Origin of the sequence: Serratia sp. CY43202 (assembly GCF_052168755.1) — a bacterium.
Taxonomy (GTDB): domain Bacteria; phylum Pseudomonadota; class Gammaproteobacteria; order Enterobacterales; family Enterobacteriaceae; genus Serratia; species Serratia bockelmannii.
In genome coordinates, this window is sequence record NZ_JBJNMB010000006.1 from 1 (window position 1) to 14353 (window position 14353).

The window sequence follows — 14353 nt, forward strand, 5'->3', positions numbered from 1 at the left end:
AGGACTTCGGCGATGTCCGCCATGCCCATAGGGGCCCCCGGGTGGCCGGAATTTGCTTTTTGTACGGCGTCCATGCTGAGTGCGCGGATGGCGTTGGCAAGCTCTTTACGAGAAGACATGTTTTACTCCAGGTCGGATAAAAAAAGCAGTCAAGTTCCCTATTTTCTCAGACTCCACATCACAACGGCAATCCCTAATGCCAAATGAGAGCGAGTTCACCACTTATTAGCACGATTGGACGCTTTTTCGGAATAACACTATTCTCGCCTTAGCTGGCGTACACTAGGCTCTTGCGACAAGATTTCCTCAAAGCAAAATGACTCTTTTACCTTGTTACCTTCACAGGAAGATGGCGTTATGAAGATCCGTACCTCTTTGATTGCGTTGGGCATTGCCACCTTGGCAACCGGCTGTCAAAACCTGAATACCGAAACCTTGATGCAGTCCGGCGCGCAGGCGTTCCAGGCGGCGACCCTGAGCAACGACGACGTTAAGGCCCTGAGTGATAAATCCTGCGCCGAGATGGACAGCAAGGCACAAATCGCGCCGGCCGGCAGCACCTACGCCAAGCGTCTCAACAAAATCGCTGCGGCGCTGGGCGACAACATCAACGGCACCCCGGCCAACTACAAGGTCTACGTGACCAAAGACGTCAACGCCTGGGCGATGGCCAACGGCTGTATCCGCGTCTACAGCGGCCTGATGGACATGATGAACGACAACGAAGTGGAAGGCGTGCTGGGCCACGAAATGGGCCACGTGGCCCTGGGCCACACCCGTAAAGCGATGCAGGTGGCTTACGGTACCGTGGCGCTGCGCACCGCGGCGTCCTCCGCCGGCGGCGTCATCGGCTCGCTGTCGCAGTCGCAGCTGGCGGACATCGGCGAGAAACTGGTCAGCGCCCAGTTCTCGCAGAAGCAGGAAAGCGAAGCGGATGATTACTCGTTCGATCTGCTGAAAAAGCGCGGCATCGATCCGAACGGCCTGGCCACCAGCTTCGAAAAATTGGCCCAAATGGAAGCCGGCCGTCAGAGCAGCATGTTCGACGATCACCCGTCTTCCCAAGCGCGCGCGCAGCACATTCGCGATCGCATCGCGGCAGAGAAGTAACAACGAGAACGCCCGGCAACCGCCGGGCGTTTTTTATCGTCTCAATACAGGGTTTTCTGCGGCGGCCCGGCGAAGGTCAGCGGCCCGACCTGCTTCATGTCCACCTCGACCACCGACGGCCCCGGGTAGTTGATCGCCTCGGCCAATACGCCGTTGAACTGCGCCGCCGCCTCGACCTTCCAGGCTTTCAGCCCCATCGCTTCGGCTATTTGAGTAAAGGCCGGCGTATGCAGCTCGTTGTAATACTGGCGCCCGGCGAAATACTTGTCCTGAATGCCGCGCATCACGCCATAACCGCCGTCGTTCATGATCAGCAGGGTGATGTTCACCTGTTCCTGCGCCATGGTCGCCAGTTCCCCCAGGCCCAGCGCCAAACCGCCATCGCCCACCAGCCCCACCACCTTGCGCTGCGGGTTGGCGATCGCGGTGCCGATCGCCATCGGCAGCCCCATGCCGATAGCACCGGCCAGCGAGTGAATGTTGCACAGCGGCGAGATCGCGCGGAACAAACGGCTGCCCCAGACGCTGCCGGAAACGGTGATATCGCGCACCAGCAATCCGTCCTGCGGCAACGCGGCGTCGATGGCGTCGTTGAGTTTGGCGTATTCGCCGGACTGTTGACGCAACGCGCTCTCCGCCTGCTGCACCGCCCCCGCGATCTCGGCATCCCACTCGGCGTTAACCTTCTCGCCGGGGCTCAGCCGCGCCGCCAGCGCCGTCAGCAGCGCCGCACAGTCGCCGTTGATCTGCTCATCGGCCAGGTAGTTGCGGTTGGCCGCCGCCGGATCGATGTCAATCTGCACCAGCGGGCGCGGCAGCGGCAGCGTCCAGGTGCGGGTTTCATTACTGCGCAGGCGCGAACCAGCCACCAGCGTCAGGTCGCACTGCGTCAGGATCGCCTCGATGCTCGGCGAGTTGTGGAACGCCCGCAGGCTGCGCGGATGGCTGTCCGGCAGAATGCCGCGCCCGTGGGTGCTGGAGATCACCGCCACGCCGGCGTCCGCCAGCTTACGCACCGCGTCGCCGCAGGCCAAGGCGCCACCGCCTAACCACAGCAGCGGACGCTTGGCCTGTTTCAGCCGCTGATGCAGCCGCTCCACCGCCGCATCGTCCGCCTTCGGCAGCGGCGCCGGCGCCAACGCTTCGGTCAGCACCGAACGGGAAACCAGGCTACTTTGAATATCGATCGGGATCTCGACCGCCACCGGGCCACAGGGCACGGTTTGCGCATCCAGGATCGCCCGCTGGATCACCGCCACCGCCTGCTCCGGCGAATTGACCCGGTAAGCGCGCTTGGAGCAGGCGCGCAGGAAACCGAGCTGATCGCGGGTTTCATGAATAAAACCGGCGTCGGCGTCCAGATAGGCTTTTTCCACCTGGCCGGTGATATGCAGCAGCGGCGTGTTGGCGTTGAGCGCCTCAATCATCGCCCCCACCGCGTTGCCCGCGCCGGCGCCGGTGCTGGTCAACGCCACGCCCAGGCCGGAGAAGCGCCCGTGCGCGTCGGCCATGGTGACCGCGCCCGCTTCGCCGCGCGCCGGCACGAAGCGAATTTTATCGCGCTGCCCCACCGCATCGGCGATCGGCAGATTATGAATCGAAATGATGCCGTACATCGCCGACACCGCGTACTGTTCCAGAGTCCGGGCTATCGCCTCGCCAACCGTGATTTTATCGCTCATCATCTGCCTTCTTAGGGTAGTCGTTATTAGGGTTATGCGTAGAGGTGTCGGCCTAGTCGCTCCAGCGGTTCACCTGATGGCTCAGCGCCAGATACACGCTTTTCTGCTGCATGTAGGCCTTGATGCCGTTCAGGCCCTTTTCGCGGCCCAGCCCGCTTTCCTTGAAACCGCCGAACGGTGTAGAAATCGAGAACGTTTTGTAGGTATTGACCCAGACGGTGCCGGTTTCCAGCCGCTCCGCCAGCGCCATCGCCCGCGGGAAATCGCGGCTCCAGATGCCGGCCGCCAGGCCGTACACCGAGTCGTTGGCCTGTTCGATCAGCTGTTGCTCATCGTCAAACGGCAGCGCCACCAGCACCGGGCCGAAGATCTCTTCCTGGCAGACGCGGGCGTCATTGTTCAAGCCTTCAATAATGGTCGGCAGGTAATAGCTACCGCTCGCCAGTTGCGGATCGGCCGGCGCTTCGCCGCCGATGATCACCCGGCCACCCTCCTGCCGCGCCAGCGCCACGTAGTCCGCCACGCTTTGCCGATGTTTGGCGCTGATCAGCGGGCCGAGATGCACGCCCGGCACCAGCGGGTTGCCGATACGCAGCCCCGCCGTCAGTTCGGTCAAGCGCGCCAGCAGCGGCTGATACAGCGAACGATGCACGAACAGCCGCGAACCGGCGATGCACGCCTGGCCGGCGGAGCTGAAAATGCCGTAGCAGATGCCGCGCGCCGCCTGCTCCAGATCGGCGTCCTCCAGCACGATGGTCGGCGATTTCCCCCCCAATTCCAGCGAGGTGGGGATCAGCTTGTCGGCGGCGATGTGCGCCAAATGGCGCCCGGTACTGGTCCCGCCGGTAAAGGCGATCTTTTTCACCAGCGGGTGGCGCACCAACGCCTCGCCGATCACCGAACCTTTGCCCGGCAGCACGCTGAGCAGCCCGGCCGGCAGGCCCGCCTGTTCGAACAGTTCGGCCAGCTTCAGCGCCATCAGCGGCGTCGCTTCGGCCGGTTTGAGCACCACCGCGTTGCCCGCCGCCAGCGCCGGCGCTACCTTCTGCATTTCACTGGCGATCGGCGAGTTCCACGGCGTAATGGCGGCGATCACCCCCATCGGTTGATACTGGCTGAGCGTCATCACCTCGGCGCTGCGCGGGGTCGGCAGCTCACCTTCCAACACCTCGCAGGCGGCCGCGAAGTAGCGCGCGGTCGCCGCCGCGCTGGCCACCAGCCCGCGGGTCTCCGCCAGCGGCTTGCCGTTGTCGCGGGTCTGCAGCTCGGCCAGCTGTTCCTGCTGCGCCAGGATCAGGTTGCTGACGCGGTAGAGGATCGAGGCGCGTTGGTGCGGCACCAACCCACGCCACTCCGGCGCGCGCCAGGCGCGTTCCGCTGCCTCCACCGCCTCATTCACGTCCTCGACGTTAGCGGCACGCAGCCGCGCGTTGACGCTGCCGTCAGCCGGGAATACCGAAGCCATCTCTTCGCCACGCCCTTCGCGCCAGCGTCCGGCGACAAAAATATTCAATCGTTCCATGCTCCGCTCCTGCCGTTCAGGCAATAAAACCGCCGTCCACCAGACGGCGGCAGGCTTGTACCGCGCTCAGCGCCGCCAGGGTTGATGTTTTGGGATTGCTCGCCAGCGGGGTGCCGCTCAGCTCGATGTGAAACTCGCCAAAATCGCCGCACACCTGCAGGCGATGGGTATTGCGTCGGGTGGCGGGATCGACCTGCAGGCGTACCCGGGTGGCGTCCATCCCCAGGCCGTTGAGCGCAATGGTGGCCGCCACGTTGGCATTAGCCGGGAACAAACGCGCCGCTTCACGCGCCGACCCTTCAAAAAACACCTGCGCTTCACTCACCGCATCGAGATCGATCAACTGTTCCGCCGGGCTGCCGCGCCAGCTGGCCGGGCTTTTACTGGCCTGATAGGTCACGCTCTCCAGCCCGCCTTCGCGCGCCGACGCCAGCCCGTCCATCCCCGCCACCGCGCCGGACAGCACGATCAGTTGCCCGTGATGGCGGCGGCAAACCTGCTGCAGCCGCTGTTGCAATGCGGCGTCCGCCAGCGCGCCGGTCGAGATCAGCGCCAGCGGCCAGCCGCGCTGCAGCACCGCTTCGCCAAACTCCGCCACCGCCTGCTGGCTGGCGCACTCCAGCACCAGATCCGGCCGCTGCGAACACTGCCCAGGATGGGCCAGCGCCTGCACCCGCCCGCCAAAAGCCTCGGCGATCGCCGCATGATGAGCTGCGCGCGCCAGGATCCAACCGACCTCCACGCCTTCCGGCAAACGGGCGATCACTTCCTTCGCCATCGCGCCGTAGCCAATCATCATGATCTTCTTCATCTTTTTCGGCCCCTGCTACACATGGCGGTTAAAGCCGCCGGAAACGTCCAGCGCCGCGCCGGTGGTAAAAGAAGCCAGCGGCGAAGCGAGGAACAGCAGCGCCTGCGCCGGCTCCTGCGGCTTGCCCAGGCGCTTCATCGGGATGCCGCGCCGTTCGGCGATCGCCGCCGTCCACTGCTCCCAACTTTGATCTTTATCGCTGCGCTCTTCGAAACGGCGGCGCCACTGGCCCGACTCCACCATCCCCAGCAAGATCGAGTTAACGCGAATACCTTTGTCCACCAGCTCTTTCGATAGCGTCAGCGTCATGTTGAGCAGCGCGGCACGCGCCGCCGAGGTGGCGATCATGTGTTCTTCCGGCTGCAGCGCCAGCAGCGAGTTCACGCAGGTGATAGACGCGATCGCCGATCGTTCCAGCGCCGGTAAGAACGCCTGCACCGGGTTGATCACGCCGAACAGCTTCAGCTCGGCCTCATGCAGCCAGGCCTCGCGCGGCGTCTGGTCAAAATGGGCGACGAAGCCCTGACCGGCGTTGTTGATCAGCAGATCCACGCCGCCGAAACGCGCCGTCACCTGAGCGGCGAACTGCGCCACCTGCTGCGCATCCAGCACGTCGCAGCGCAGCGCCAGGATCTCCGCCTGCGGGAAGTCCGCGCGCAGGCTGGCCTCCGCGCCGGCCAGTTTGTCCGGATCGCGGCCGCAGAACGCCACCTTCGCCCCTTCGGCCAGCAGCAGCTTCAGAGTTTCGAAACCGATGCCCGACGAGCCGCCGGTCACCACCGCCACCCGATCCTCAAGCTGAAAATTCATCGTTGGATTGCTCCCGTAAAATCCCGCAGATAGCGGTTGAAACACGCCGGCGCGTCGAGGTAGCTGGCATGACCGGCGGCGGCGATCAGACGCAGCGTCGCGTCTTGCTCACGCGCCAGCTCGGCCGCCTTCTCCGGCGGCGTAATGCGATCCTGTTCACCGCACCACACTTCCAGCGGGCCGCGATAGCGCGCCAGATAGCGACCGATGTCGTCGTTGGCCAGCATCCAGGCGGCACTCAGAAAACCGTCGGGATCGAGCTGTTGCATGCCGTTGCGCACCCAGGCAATGTCCTGCGGATCCGCCTCTTCATGCAGCAAGGCCGCCGCCCGCTGCTCGCCGTAGCCCACCGGCCCCAGCGTCTCTATCATCTGTTGGCGCTGGCCGTATACCTGCCGGCGTTTTTCCTCCGGCGCCGTGGCATAGCCCTGCGCCGGATCCGCCAACACCAGCCCACATAGCCCGTCCGGATAGCCGGCGGCGTAGGCGCTGCCGATCAGCGCCCCCAGCGAATGGCCGACGATCAGGGGCTGCGCCAGCTGCAGCTCAGCAATCAGCGCCGCCAACGCCGCCGCATAACCGGCGGCATCGGCCTGCGGGTCCGCCAACGGCAGGCTGCCGCCGTAGCCCGGCGCGTCCCACGCCAACAGACGGTGACCGTCCGTCAGGCCGCTGTCGTTAAACTGCTTGATCCACGAGGCGGACCCGGAACTGATGCCGTGCAGCAACACCACCGGCCGCCCCTGCCCGGTCTCGCGCCAGCTCAGGGTGTACGCCCCGCAGCGCGCCAGTTGGCGTTGCGCCAGGCCGTTCATCAGTTGCGCTTCACTTTGGACAGCGGGTGATCCGCCGGATAGGTCGGGATCTCCGGCTTGGCGGTGCCGAGCATCACGCACATCAGCGCCTCTTCCTCGCCGTGGTTGAACAGGCCGCGGTACACGCCCGCCGGCACCGAGATCAGATCGCGCTCTTTCAGCCTGGTTTCGTAATACTCTTCCCCATCCTGGATCATCAGCGTGATGCTGCCTTTCAGCATGAAGAACACTTCTTCCACGTCGTCGTGCAGGTGCAACGGGCCCTCGCACTTCGACGGCAGCACCATGGTGGAAAAGGTGAAGTTGCCCGCCGGAATGGTGTTGGCGTCGCTGGCCACGCCGGTGGCGCCGGTGCCGATATAGCGCATCTGCGCGCGGCGGTATTTCGGGTCAAAGTCGGCCTGGAATTTCAGCGCGTTCCAGTCGTATTTGCGGCCCTCGAAACGGGCGATGCGCGACTCTACCCAGTTTTCCATCGACAGATCCTGCGGCTTGACGCCGGCTTTGTTCTCAACCTGAGACATGTTGTCACTCCTCTGTTGAATCAAATGGTTATCCCCTTCGTCTTTCACGCTGTGGCGTTGTTGGCTGCATTCGTTCACACCAGTCACTTACCGCAGTAAGCTCCTGGAGACTCACGAACTTGCCGCCTAGCCACAGCATGAAATCCATTGGGCTTAGCAATTGTTAATTCAGTACTTTCTCAGCAACGGCAGCAGAATGAGGCAGCCGACGAACGCCATCACCACCAGGAACAGCAGGCCGTTATCCATATTGCCGGTGGCGGCGATCAACGCCCCCATCAGCACCGGCGCCAGCGCGCCGGCAAAATTGCCCAGTCCGTTGAAAATGCCGCCGGCGGTGGCGCTGACCTTGCTGCTGGTCGCCTTCGCCAACAGCGCGAAAATATTCGGCGCGCCGGCGCCCCACATAAAGGTGCTGAAGGCCATGGCCGCAATCACGCTGTAGGTGCCCTGCAGGTGCAGCACCACCGCCAGGCCGAGGCCCGCGCCGCACAGCGACAGGAAGCAGGCCAGCGCGCGCCGATCCAGCTTGTCCGACAGCCAGGCGCCCAGCACTTCGCCGAGCAGCATGGCGATGAACGGCAGCGAAGAGAGGTAACCGGCATGCTCCAGATGAATGCCTTTGCCCTTGATCAGGTAGCTCGGCAACCAGCCGTTCATGCCCCACAGGTAGGTCAGGAAGGCGATATTGAACAGGCAAATCATCCAGAAATGCGGGCTGCGCAGCAGCTCGCGGCGGTGCTGTTTGCGTTCGGACACCGCCGGCTTGGCCGCCGCCGCCGGGCGCGAGACGTTCAGGTGGCGCATGCCGAACAGCACCAGCAACATCACCGGCAGCGTCAGAAACGCCATAAAGAAGAAGGTGGTCTGCCAGTCGAAGGTATTGAGGATGTACAGGGTGACCGGGAAGCCGAGCGCGGCCCCGAGCGGCGTGCCGAGCAGCCACAGCATGGTGGCGCGCGCCTGCAGCTGCGGCGGAAAGGCCTGACGAATAATGGCGTAGGCCATCGGCAGCAGCGGCCCTTCGGCGATGCCGAGCAGAATGCGCAGCGTCATCATGGCGTGATAGGAACGCACCAGCCCCATCAATACCATCAGCACGCCCCACACCACCATCATGCCAATCAATACTTTTACCGGGTTAAGCCGATCGCCGATGCCGCTGAGCAGCATCGAGGAGATGCCGTAGGAGAACAGAAACGCGCTCATCAGCAAGCCCAGCCGCGCCGGGTCAAAGCCGATCCCTAACGCCTGCTGAAACTCGGCGTCGGAAAACAGCGCCGCGATGCTGATCTTGTCGAAAAACGCCAGCAGCACGCAGGCGAACAGCGCGATCGGCACCGACCAGCGCACCCGTTGCTGCGGATTTTCGGCAACGGCTTCCCCCGCCCGTCCAGCGCGGGCGTCAATGTCTTGCGTAGTCATAAAACGCTCCCGAGGTTCGGGCGTTATTTCAACGCCATCAAAGAAAACTCCGCATCCGCCAGCTGCTGCGGATCCAGCACCCGGCCGCTCGCCAACCAGCGTTTGCCGAGCTTGATGGTGCGCGCGTCGTTGAACGCCACCATCTGCACCAGCTGCCGATCGGCGTTCAGCGTGAAGAACACCTGCGACTGCAGCGTGCGGCGCACCACATGGTGCACGCCGCCGCTCGGCACGCCGAGGATCTGGATATTGACGTCATATTGATCCGACCACAGCCAGGCCACGTCGTCATACGGAGCGGCAAAGGCGTCGAGCATCGCGCAGGCGGTGCTGATGGCCTGATTTTGCGCGTAGGCCCAGGACTGCAGGCACAGGCCAAGCGTCGGGTGGCGCGCCACGTCGCCGGCGGCGAAGATCGCCGGATGGCTGGTACGCCCTTGGCCGTCGACCACGATGCCGGACTCGATCGCCAGCCCGGCGCTGCGCGCCAGTTCGAGATTCAGCTCGACGCCGATCCCCACCACCACCAGATCGAAGGCCTGCGGATCGCTGACTTCGCTGCCGATCCAGGCGGCGCCGTCGCGATCTTCCAGCGAGATCTCGCCGCAGCCACACAGCACCGTGACGCCCTGCCGGCGATGCAGTTCGAGCAACGCCTGCGAGACATCGGCGCCGACGCTGCGCATGCATAGCGCGGGCTGGCGTTCAAACACCGTCACCTCGGCGCCGAGACGGCGCGCAGAAGCGGCGATCTCCAGCCCGATCCAACCGCCGCCGACGATCGCCAGACGGCGGCAACCTTGCAGGCCCTGCCGCAACCGGGCCGCATCGTCCCAGGAACGCAGCGTCATCACGCGCGGATGCTGCGCCCAGGCGGCGCCCGGCACACGCGGCCGCCCGCCGGTGGCGATCAGCAGCTGCTCGAACTGCAGCCGTTGCCCGTCGCTGAGCGTGACGATTTGCTGTTCAGCGTCGATGGACTCGGCGCGCAACGGGCGACGCCAGTCGATGTTCAGCTCCGCCACCGCCTGTTCGCTGAACAGTCGACTGAGGGGAGCCGCGGCATCCAGCAGCGCCGCTTTCGACAGCGGCGGCCGCTCGTAAAAATCGTAGGGCTCGTCGCTGACCACCGTCAGCCGGCCGCTGTAACCGCGGTCGCGCAGCGTCTTGGCCGCCCAGCCGCCGGCCTGGCCGCCGCCGACGATGACAATGCCCGTCTGTTCTGGCCGGTTCATAACGCTTGCGCCTTTTTATGCTGGCGGCGCGTGTCGTGATCGATGCCGCCCTCTACCGCCCATTCGGTGAAGGAGACCAGCGAATGCTCCAGCTCGCGCGGCTGCCAGTTTTCCGTCAGATAATCGTCGTTGGTGTAATACTCGAACGCACCGCCGGTCGGGCTGTTGACGTACCAGAAATAGGCCGAGGAAATAGGGTGGCGGCCGGGGCCGATAAAGGTGCTCCACTGCTCTTTGTTCATGGCGATGCCGCCGCCGATCACTTCATGGATATCGCGCACGGTGAACGCCACATGGTTCAGGCCGCGTGGGCGGTTAGGCAGCTTCAGCAGGAACAGGTTATGGTGGCCGCCGCGCGCCTGGGTGCGCAGGAAGACGGCGCGATCGATATAGCGATCGGAAACCTGGAAATCCAACAGCTCGCGATAGAAACGCTCGGTCGCCGCCAGATCTTCAACGAAGAACACTACGTGGCCAATATTGATCGGTTGCGCCTGCGAATAGACCGGGCTGGGTTGATCGATGCGGCGCACGTCGCCCCATTGGTTGATCGGCGTGACCGGCACCTCAACCGCCTGCTGGCGGCTGACGACGAAGCGCAGCGTCATGCCGTTGGGATCGAGGCATTCCAGCTCTTCTCCCACCTGACGGAAGCCGGGCATCAACGCCAAACGCGGCTGCAGGCGCGCCAGATCGGCGGGTGAGCCCACGCCCCAGGTCATGCGGCGCAGGGTAGAACCGCCTTCAAACGCCGCAGGCAGCGCCGCGCTTTGCAACGGGTACAGGACAACCTGCGCCCCGCTCAGGGTGGTGAATTCGCGCTGCGGTTCGCCCCAATGTTGCGTGGCGGGCTGCAGGCCGAAGTCTTGCATGAATTTTTCGCAGGTTGGCAGATTTTCGACGCCAAATTCCAGTTTTTCGATTCCGATTACGCTCATTGTTCAGCCTCACGTTCTCGCTGCATACGGTTTTCAGGCATGAGTGAACCCCGGCCCCTGTTTGCTGTGGGCCTTATCCCTGCCTGAGTGAAAGAGTCGGTCCTGTCGGTTAGCCGACGTTGGCCTGCGGCGGCGCGCCGAGGAAGCCAGAAATTTTCTCCGCCGCGTCGCGCACTTCCATGCGCAGCCGCTCGCGATCCGCTTTCGGGATCTCATCGGACGGCACCATGATGCTGACCACCGCCTCGACCCGCTGCTCGCGGTTGAAGATCGGGTAGACGATCGAGGAGATGCCGTGGCGGAAGAACGATTCGCCGATCACATAGCCGCGCGCCTTGTCTTGCTGCACCATCTGCCACAGCGTTTCGCGATCCGCCGGGGTGCCCGGCGCGTTGCCCGGCAGCTGCGCGTCCGGATAGAGTTGTTCGAACTCGCTGCGGGTGGCGCTGGTCAACAACATGCGGCCGAGCGAGGTTTGGTGCACCGGCAAGCGGGTGCCGACGCTGACCTGATTGATCTGTGAACCGGCGGCGCTGACGCGGGCGATATAGATCACGTCGCGCCCGTCGCGGATCGCCAGATGGCTGCTGCACTGGCTGCGATCGCGCAACTGCTCGATCACCGGCTGGCCGGCCTGCGCGACGTCCAGCGACGCGATGTATTCAAAACCGAGACGCAGCACCTTGATGCCGAGCGCAAAGGTGTTGGTGCGCGGATTGCGCTCCAGGAAGCCCAGGTGCTCGAGCGTCTGCACCACGCGGTAGGCGGTGGCCTTCGGCATATCGACCAGGCGATGCAACTCGGCGAAGGTCATTTCCTTATGCTGCTCGCCAAACGCCAGCAGCAACTGCAACCCGCGATCCAGTCCCGGGATCAGATACTTACATGCTTGCTCGTCCGCCATCTCTCGCTCCTGCGCTGTGCGCCAGCCCTGCGGGCCTCAGTTGAATACGAAGCCGCCGTTGACCGGCAGCAGTTGGCCGGTGACGAAATCCGCCAGCGACGACAGCAGATAAAGTACCGTACCGTTCACATCGTCCGGGTGCTGCGCCCCGGCCAGCGCGCGCCCCTGCTCGTACAGCTGATGGCGCTCGGCGGGCACATACTCAGTGGCTTCCACTCGCGTCAGGCCCGGCGCGATGGCGTTGACGCAGATACCCTGCGGGCCCAGCTCGCGCGCCATCGATCGGGTCATCGCGATCACCGCGCCTTTACTGGCGACATAGGCCATCAGGCGCGGCGCGCCCCACAGCGCGGTGTCCGACGCCACGTTGACGATCTTGGCGTGCGGATTGCGCGCCAGCAGCGGCACCGCCGCCTGGCTCACCAGCCAGGTGCCGCGCACGTTGACTTGCATCACGCGATCCCACAGATCGATATCGTATTCCATCATGGTTTTACCGCCGACGCCGGTCGCCAGCGCCGCGTTGTTCACCAGACCGTCGATCCCGCCGCCAGCGGCGATCTTCTCGAACGCCAAGCGGATCGAATCCGGTGAGGCCAGATCGATCGTCTGCGTTTCCACCCGAGCGCCCTGCTCGCGCAGCGCGGCGCCGCTCGCCGCCAGCTCATCCGCCAAGATGTCGCACATCACCACCTGCGCGCCGGCGGCGGCGATGGCGGCGGCAAAGCTGTAGCCCAGGCCGCGCGCCGCACCGGTGACCACGATGCGCTTGCCGTCCAGCAAGCCGTTCACTGCGCCGCCTCCCGCTCGCGCAGCGTCGCCAGCTGTTTCTGCGCCTCTTTCTGCATCAGGCGGCGCAGGCGAGAAAGACCGACGTCGTGCTGGTACAGGTATTCGCGGCCGCGGGCGTTAGGCGCCATGTTCTCGAGCACGATGCGATCCTGCTCGAGCACGTCCCAATGCAACGATTCCAGGCGATTACGGTACATGAAGCGCCACATGTCGCGCTGCCAGTCTTTGACCTTACGGATGCGCCAGAAGAACACCCGGCAGTGATCCTTGTCTTCCGGCACCACCATGCCGATGATCCAGAAGTGACCACCCGGCCCAAAGCGCTTCTTGTACGGGATCGACAGGCGCATCCAATACGCGCCGCTGCTGCCGAATTCCACCCAGTCGAAGTTAACCCCGATCTGTCCGTTCTTTTTGAAGATAAACCCGCTGTCGGTCGGCTCCAGCCCCATATCCGCCTTGCGATCCCCTTCCGCCATCGAGTGTGAGGAAGAGTGCAGGTAGGTGCCGTGCATCGGATCCATCACGTTTTCCAATGCGTACTGGTAGTTGCAGTCCCAGCTGGCGGTACACAGAAAATTACTGTACGACGCTTCGTCCGCCAGCTCTTGCGGGAAAGTCAGCACCGCCGGCGCTTCATCCGCCGTCACGCCGAAATAGAGAAACACTGCGCCGTAGGCTTCTTTGGCCGGGTAAGACCGCAGGCATTTTTGCCCCACCAGCGGGCAGCGATCCACCGCCGGCACGTCTTTCACCGTTCCGTCGCCGCCGACTTCCACCCCGTGATACCAGCAGGCGATACGATCGCCGAGGTTCCACCCCATGGAAAGCCGCGCGCCGCGGTGCGGGCAGCGATCTTCCAACGCGTGGATCTGGCCTTCACCGTCGCGCCACACCACGATTTGCTGCTCGAGACGGGTGATGCCGACCGGGTTGTTGCCCACTTCCCAACTGGCCAGCACCGGATACCACATGCCGCGCAATCCCTGGTCAAGATAGTCCTGCAGGCTCTGTTCGGAGGATGTTGTGTTTGCTGTCATTGTCTTCTCCCGGATGTGGCTCAGAAACCGTTAACGTGAAGGAATTCGCGGAACGTCGCCTCATTCCACGGTTGGCCGCTGCGATCGAACAGGCGGCGCTGATTCAACGCGCTGACGATCTGCTCCAGCTCTTCCGCCCCCTGATCGAAGATCGTTTCCAGCGCCGCCACCAGCGCGGTTTCGAAACCGTCCGGCACCCGGGCGCGGTTTTGCCAGATGACATTGCGGAACTGGCCCGGCTGATGGATTTGGCCGTTGCCGCCTTCGCGGGCCGGCGTCACCTGTTGGGTGTCCGGCAGCCAGGGATTGAAATCGGTGATGTGCTGCATGATTACTCCTCCGCGATAAAGGTGATCTGGATTTGGTTGTCGACCACCCGGGTGGGATAGGTTTGCAGATCGCGGCCGCCTGGCTCGCGCAGGCACTGGCCGGTGCGCACGTCAAACAGCGCTTCGTGCAGCGGGCACTCAACCTTACCGTCGTCTACAAACCCCTGGCTGAGCAAGGCATAAGCATGCGGGCAGACGTCTTCCAGCGCGTAGTAGTTACCGTCGAGCAGGTACACCCCGATCTCTTTTCCTTCCACTTTGCCGGAGAAAGGAAAATCTTCTTTCACCTGAGACACTTCGCACACATTCTTCCAGCTCATTGCTTTTATCCTCTATCTGATTGTTTCATATATGAAACTCAGTTTCTTATTTAATACAGCCACTATAAGTCTGGCGAAACTTTCGTCAAGCGAGCG

The 14353-nt window shown here is 63.7% G+C and carries 16 protein-coding genes; 1 reads left to right on the forward strand and 15 read right to left on the reverse strand.

Going from position 1 to position 14353, the window contains the following annotated elements:
* On the reverse strand, nucleotides 1–119 hold a 119-nt coding region (locus ACJ8J5_RS13425; RefSeq protein WP_154648380.1), incomplete at its 3' end, for a hypothetical protein.
* 238 nt (nucleotides 120–357) lie between these two features.
* Between ACJ8J5_RS13425 and ACJ8J5_RS13430 the strand changes: the two genes are divergently transcribed.
* Nucleotides 358–1110: a M48 family metallopeptidase gene (locus ACJ8J5_RS13430; protein WP_016930039.1), complete on the forward strand. Its 753-nt coding sequence runs from the start codon at nucleotides 358–360 to the stop codon at nucleotides 1108–1110.
* 41 nt (nucleotides 1111–1151) lie between these two features.
* Here ACJ8J5_RS13430 and ACJ8J5_RS13435 read toward each other — a convergent pair whose 3' ends face one another.
* The 14 genes from ACJ8J5_RS13435 to ACJ8J5_RS13500 all read right to left on the reverse strand — a co-directional run bounded on the left by ACJ8J5_RS13435 (nucleotide 1152) and on the right by ACJ8J5_RS13500 (nucleotide 14257).
* A complete protein-coding gene (locus ACJ8J5_RS13435; protein WP_147823306.1) occupies nucleotides 1152–2792 on the reverse strand; it encodes a thiamine pyrophosphate-binding protein in 1641 nt (546 codons plus the stop codon).
* A 52-nt stretch (nucleotides 2793–2844) separates the two neighbouring features.
* Nucleotides 2845–4314, reverse strand: a complete 1470-nt coding sequence (locus ACJ8J5_RS13440; protein WP_060434489.1) for an aldehyde dehydrogenase — start codon at nucleotides 4312–4314, stop codon at nucleotides 2845–2847.
* A 16-nt stretch (nucleotides 4315–4330) separates the two neighbouring features.
* Nucleotides 4331–5125 (reverse strand): aspartate dehydrogenase, encoded by a 795-nt coding sequence (locus ACJ8J5_RS13445; protein WP_025304196.1) that lies wholly within the window; start codon nucleotides 5123–5125, stop codon nucleotides 4331–4333.
* A gap of 15 nt (nucleotides 5126–5140) precedes the next feature.
* On the reverse strand, nucleotides 5141–5935 hold the full coding sequence (locus ACJ8J5_RS13450; protein ID WP_043141245.1) for an SDR family oxidoreductase: 795 nt from the start codon (nucleotides 5933–5935) through the stop codon (nucleotides 5141–5143).
* A complete protein-coding gene (locus tag ACJ8J5_RS13455; protein ID WP_060448080.1) occupies nucleotides 5932–6750 on the reverse strand; it encodes an alpha/beta fold hydrolase in 819 nt (272 codons plus the stop codon). The genes ACJ8J5_RS13450 and ACJ8J5_RS13455 overlap by 4 nt, the downstream gene beginning before the upstream one ends.
* Nucleotides 6750–7274 (reverse strand): cupin domain-containing protein, encoded by a 525-nt coding sequence (locus ACJ8J5_RS13460; RefSeq protein ID WP_004937634.1) that lies wholly within the window; start codon nucleotides 7272–7274, stop codon nucleotides 6750–6752. Before ACJ8J5_RS13460 ends, ACJ8J5_RS13455 begins: the two co-directional genes overlap by 1 nt.
* Before the next feature lie 168 nt (nucleotides 7275–7442).
* Complete coding sequence (locus ACJ8J5_RS13465; RefSeq protein WP_049208796.1) at nucleotides 7443–8699, reverse strand: MFS transporter; 1257 nt, start codon at nucleotides 8697–8699, stop codon at nucleotides 7443–7445.
* 23 nt (nucleotides 8700–8722) lie between these two features.
* Nucleotides 8723–9934: an NAD(P)/FAD-dependent oxidoreductase gene (locus tag ACJ8J5_RS13470; RefSeq protein WP_414104525.1), complete on the reverse strand. Its 1212-nt coding sequence runs from the start codon at nucleotides 9932–9934 to the stop codon at nucleotides 8723–8725.
* Nucleotides 9931–10872 carry a VOC family protein gene (locus ACJ8J5_RS13475; RefSeq protein WP_060434495.1) on the reverse strand — a complete coding sequence of 314 codons (942 nt, stop codon included), beginning with the start codon at nucleotides 10870–10872 and terminating at the stop codon, nucleotides 9931–9933. The genes ACJ8J5_RS13470 and ACJ8J5_RS13475 overlap by 4 nt, the downstream gene beginning before the upstream one ends.
* Before the next feature lie 109 nt (nucleotides 10873–10981).
* Nucleotides 10982–11776, reverse strand: coding sequence for an IclR family transcriptional regulator (locus tag ACJ8J5_RS13480; RefSeq protein ID WP_004937625.1), 795 nt, complete (start codon nucleotides 11774–11776; stop codon nucleotides 10982–10984).
* A gap of 36 nt (nucleotides 11777–11812) precedes the next feature.
* Nucleotides 11813–12568 (reverse strand): SDR family oxidoreductase, encoded by a 756-nt coding sequence (locus ACJ8J5_RS13485; protein ID WP_025304203.1) that lies wholly within the window; start codon nucleotides 12566–12568, stop codon nucleotides 11813–11815.
* Nucleotides 12565–13608: a Rieske 2Fe-2S domain-containing protein gene (locus tag ACJ8J5_RS13490; RefSeq protein ID WP_414104526.1), complete on the reverse strand. Its 1044-nt coding sequence runs from the start codon at nucleotides 13606–13608 to the stop codon at nucleotides 12565–12567. The genes ACJ8J5_RS13485 and ACJ8J5_RS13490 overlap by 4 nt, the downstream gene beginning before the upstream one ends.
* A 20-nt stretch (nucleotides 13609–13628) precedes the next feature.
* Nucleotides 13629–13937 (reverse strand): recombinase-like helix-turn-helix domain-containing protein, encoded by a 309-nt coding sequence (locus tag ACJ8J5_RS13495; RefSeq protein ID WP_004937617.1) that lies wholly within the window; start codon nucleotides 13935–13937, stop codon nucleotides 13629–13631.
* A 2-nt stretch (nucleotides 13938–13939) separates the two neighbouring features.
* A complete protein-coding gene (locus ACJ8J5_RS13500) occupies nucleotides 13940–14257 on the reverse strand; it encodes a non-heme iron oxygenase ferredoxin subunit (protein WP_004937614.1) in 318 nt (105 codons plus the stop codon).
* Nucleotides 14258–14353: the final 96 nt, after the last annotated feature.

Excerpts from the sequence above, each read along its gene's own strand:
- ACJ8J5_RS13445 (WP_025304196.1), bottom strand. The coding sequence starts at position 5,125 with ATGAAGAAGATCATGATGATTGGCTACGGCGCGATGGCGAAGGAAGTG.
- ACJ8J5_RS13460 (WP_004937634.1), bottom strand. The coding sequence starts at position 7,274 with ATGTCTCAGGTTGAGAACAAAGCCGGCGTCAAGCCGCAGGATCTGTCG.
- ACJ8J5_RS13455 (WP_060448080.1), bottom strand. The coding sequence starts at position 6,750 with ATGAACGGCCTGGCGCAACGCCAACTGGCGCGCTGCGGGGCGTACACC.
- ACJ8J5_RS13495 (WP_004937617.1), bottom strand. The coding sequence starts at position 13,937 with ATGCAGCACATCACCGATTTCAATCCCTGGCTGCCGGACACCCAACAG.
- ACJ8J5_RS13450 (WP_043141245.1), bottom strand. The coding sequence starts at position 5,935 with ATGAATTTTCAGCTTGAGGATCGGGTGGCGGTGGTGACCGGCGGCTCG.
- ACJ8J5_RS13475 (WP_060434495.1), bottom strand. The coding sequence starts at position 10,872 with ATGAGCGTAATCGGAATCGAAAAACTGGAATTTGGCGTCGAAAATCTG.
- ACJ8J5_RS13500 (WP_004937614.1), bottom strand. The coding sequence starts at position 14,257 with ATGAGCTGGAAGAATGTGTGCGAAGTGTCTCAGGTGAAAGAAGATTTT.
- ACJ8J5_RS13430 (WP_016930039.1), top strand. The coding sequence starts at position 358 with ATGAAGATCCGTACCTCTTTGATTGCGTTGGGCATTGCCACCTTGGCA.
- ACJ8J5_RS13440 (WP_060434489.1), bottom strand. The coding sequence starts at position 4,314 with ATGGAACGATTGAATATTTTTGTCGCCGGACGCTGGCGCGAAGGGCGT.
- ACJ8J5_RS13465 (WP_049208796.1), bottom strand. The coding sequence starts at position 8,699 with ATGACTACGCAAGACATTGACGCCCGCGCTGGACGGGCGGGGGAAGCC.
- ACJ8J5_RS13480 (WP_004937625.1), bottom strand. The coding sequence starts at position 11,776 with ATGGCGGACGAGCAAGCATGTAAGTATCTGATCCCGGGACTGGATCGC.
- ACJ8J5_RS13490 (WP_414104526.1), bottom strand. The coding sequence starts at position 13,608 with ATGACAGCAAACACAACATCCTCCGAACAGAGCCTGCAGGACTATCTT.
- ACJ8J5_RS13435 (WP_147823306.1), bottom strand. The coding sequence starts at position 2,792 with ATGAGCGATAAAATCACGGTTGGCGAGGCGATAGCCCGGACTCTGGAA.
- ACJ8J5_RS13470 (WP_414104525.1), bottom strand. The coding sequence starts at position 9,934 with ATGAACCGGCCAGAACAGACGGGCATTGTCATCGTCGGCGGCGGCCAG.